General features: G+C 36.1%; 3 protein-coding genes. All 3 read left to right on the forward strand.

Annotation, left to right across the window (positions count from 1 at the left end; translation table 11 throughout):
* A partial coding sequence (locus AFK68_RS44310; protein WP_371357247.1) for an Ig-like domain-containing protein occupies nucleotides 1-1,235 on the forward strand: 1,235 nt, incomplete at both ends.
* A 13-nt stretch (nucleotides 1,236-1,248) separates the two neighbouring features.
* Nucleotides 1,249-1,767 (forward strand): hypothetical protein, encoded by a 519-nt coding sequence (locus AFK68_RS44315; RefSeq protein ID WP_143437555.1) that lies wholly within the window; start codon nucleotides 1,249-1,251, stop codon nucleotides 1,765-1,767.
* A gap of 898 nt (nucleotides 1,768-2,665) precedes the next feature.
* The coding region (locus AFK68_RS05495; RefSeq protein WP_210407246.1) for an AAA-like domain-containing protein at nucleotides 2,666-3,499 on the forward strand (834 nt) is incomplete at its 3' end.

Below are 3,499 nucleotides of genomic sequence, written 5' to 3' on the forward strand. Positions count from 1 at the left end.
AACAGCTACAGACAATTTCACCTACACCATCAGTGATGGCAATGGTGGCACAAGTCAAGCTACAGTTACAATTACGATTAATGGTCAATTTGAAATAGAAGCTCCTGTAATAGATTGTGTCTGTCTCTGTCCTCCACCTCCAACCATAGAATTTCCCGATTTACCAGTTGTACCTTCTATGGTTCTCGAACCTAATCAATTTCAAGAATTATTATTCGGTACACCAGCAAATGAATTTCTTAAAAGTAGTAGCGTTGACCAAGCTGTTGATGGCTTAGGTGGAGACGACACAATCGAAGGTAGTGCTATTCCAGACATGATTTATGGTGGTTTAGGTGAAGACCGAATTTTTGCTAATCGTGGTCGTGATTTTGCTAATGGTAAGGAGGAAGCTGATTTTATTAACACCGGAAAAGAATCCGATACCGCTCGTGGTGGTAAGGGTAATGATGTTATCTGGGCTGATATTGGTAACGATATGGTTCTCGGTGACAAGGGTGACGATATCTTATGGGGTGGTACTATTGGTGGTACTGATAAAGACTTATTCGGTAGTGATACCATGAACGGTGGTAGAGGTAATGACTACGTTAACGGTAACCGTGAGACCGATCTACTTATGGGTGGTAAGGGTAATGATGAAGTCCGTGGTGGTAAGGGTGATGATATTCTGTTCGGACAATACGGTGACGATATGCTCATGGGTGAGAATGGTGATGACCAAATTGTTGGTGACCCCAGTTCCAATTCTTCAGCAGAGGAAATAGGAGAAGATTCTGTTAATGGAGGTCGCGGTAACGATCTCATTCAAGGTAGTCGTGGAGACGATCTAATTAATGGAGGTAAGGAAGATGATTTCGTCTTTGGTGGTAAGGATAATGATTTAATCTTTGGCGATGAAGGTGACGATACTCTCTTAGGAGAGGCAGGAGATGACACAATTTATGGTGGTAACAATAGTGTTATTGATGCTGATGTTGCAGGAAAAGACTTGATTTCTGGTGGTGCCGGAAATGACTTTCTGAGTGGGAACTATGGTGCAGATACTATTCTTAGTGGTACAGGTAATGATATTGCAAGAGGTGGTAAGGATGATGACATTTTATATGGTCAAGCAGGGGATGACCTGCTGTTTGGCGATGGGGGTAATGATACTATCTGCGGTGGTGAGGGTAATGATACTATCTATGGTGACAACCCTGAACTTTCTGCATCAGTTGGCACAGAAGGTTTCCNAAGGATGATGACATTTTATATGGTCAAGCAGGGGATGACCTGCTGTTTGGCGATGGGGGTAATGATACTATCTGCGGTGGTGAGGGTAATGATACTATCTATGGTGACAACCCTGAACTTTCTGCATCAGTTGGCACAGAAGGTTTCCAAGATGTGTTATTAGGAGGTATGGGAAATGACCTAATATTTGGTAATCAAGGCCAGGATATATTATTGGGTCAAGATGGTGATGACCTCCTCAATGGTGGGGCGGATGATGATACTTTAACTGGTGGTAGTGGTAGCGATCGCTTCCTACTCAACTTTGGTCAAGGTTCAGACATCATCACCGACTTCAATATTAATGAAGATTGGCTAGTTTTGGGTGATGGATTAGTTTTAGATGAACAACGGCTAACTATTGAAGCAGTTGCCAATAATACCCAAATTTTCTGGGATAATCAACTTTTAGCTACTTTAGAAAATACAGTAACTACTCCAGAAGAAATCACAACTAAGTTAACTACTATCAATGATTCTTCTTTCTTCTAATCACTTGATATAGTAGTTTCCTACAGATAAGCTCTAACCTTTCTCTTCTTATAACTTTTGACTTCCTAGTGTCCATTTTTAATGGACACTTTATTAGTGATCATCATCACTAAAATCACTCATCTACTTCACTTTGTTGTACTTAAATAGCTCACCTTCTCCATACCGAAAAATCACCTTCTTTTTACTCATAGCTCACCACCATACCCAGAAATAAGGGAGATAATGAAAGTGTAAAGTGAAAAACCCAAGGAGGCAAAAACAATCAAAAACAAACTTTCCCTATCACTGTTTTAACTGGGTCGTCTAAATTCCAGGTAAATCTAATTCCAATGTTCAATTCAGTAAATATGTACTAGACTACAAAACTATACTTGGATTGTTGATTTACCATAAGCTGGTAAAATAACTCCTATAAGGGTTGCAGAACTGTTGATAATTGGTATAATACCAAATCTACCTTAACCAGACGGTATTTTTTAAAATCATAGCCTTTGCCATATATAGGGTTAAAAGATAGTATAAGCCTGCTTTTATACTCGGATGTGCTATACATTCTTTTAATCTAATACTATTTAGACAAATTCCTGCAAAAATTAAGCCTTTATAATAGAGAATTGTAGAGGTTTATTTGTAACAAAAATTAATCAAATTCATATAACGACCTAAGAAATTTAAACTCAAATAAACAACCATGAATCAAGAAATATTTGACCACATTTACTGTAACTTGTCAGACAATGACAAAAATATAATCCAATTGCGTTTATCCGGCAAAAAATATCAAGAAATTGCTCAGTCAATGAGTTTCGATCAATCTAGTGTAGGGAGAAAATTAAAATCAATAGCAAAGNAATTCATATAACGACCTAAGAAATTTAAACTCAAATAAACAACCATGAATCAAGAAATATTTGACCACATTTACTGTAACTTGTCAGACAATGACAAAAATATAATCCAATTGCGTTTATCCGGCAAAAAATATCAAGAAATTGCTCAGTCAATGAGTTTCGATCAATCTAGTGTAGGGAGAAAATTAAAATCAATAGCAAAGAAGTTTAAATATTCATCAGAATCCAATCTGGAATGGAACGAATATTTGGTACAGATATTCACTCAATATAAACCAACTTTCGTCATTCATGAGTTACAGGAAGATTATGGTTTTCACCCAGTTATTATGCCTGGTAGACCGGAAAAAATAGACTCTCCTTTTTATATAGAACGTCATCGAATTAAACGTTGTACTATTGAATCAGAATGTTATGAAGCTATAGAACAACCAGGTTCTTTAGTAAGAATAAAAGCACCAAGTAGAATGGGTAAAACTTCTCTAATGAAAAGGATACAAGACAAAGCAAATAAAAATAATTATTTTCCTGTGTATCTGAGATTTGATACTCTGATTGAACCTGACAATATCAACAATGTTAATAATTTTCTCAAAGCATTTAATAAAAATATAAAAAGTCAGTTACCTGATGTTTCATATGGACTAAGTTGGGATGATAATAACGCTAAAATTTCTTGTACTCAAGCATTTAAAGAATTATTGATTTATCTCAAGAAAAATGTTGTTTTACTATTAGATGAAGTTAATGAAATTTTCAATTATCCAGAAATATCTAAAAACTTTTTTGCCATGTTAAGAAGTTGGTATGAAGAAAGTAATAACTCGGAAATTTGGGAAAATCTGAGAATGGTCATTGCTTATTCCACAGAATATCAT

Source organism: Hydrocoleum sp. CS-953, from assembly GCF_002260545.1.
GTDB lineage: Bacteria > Cyanobacteriota > Cyanobacteriia > Cyanobacteriales > Microcoleaceae > Trichodesmium.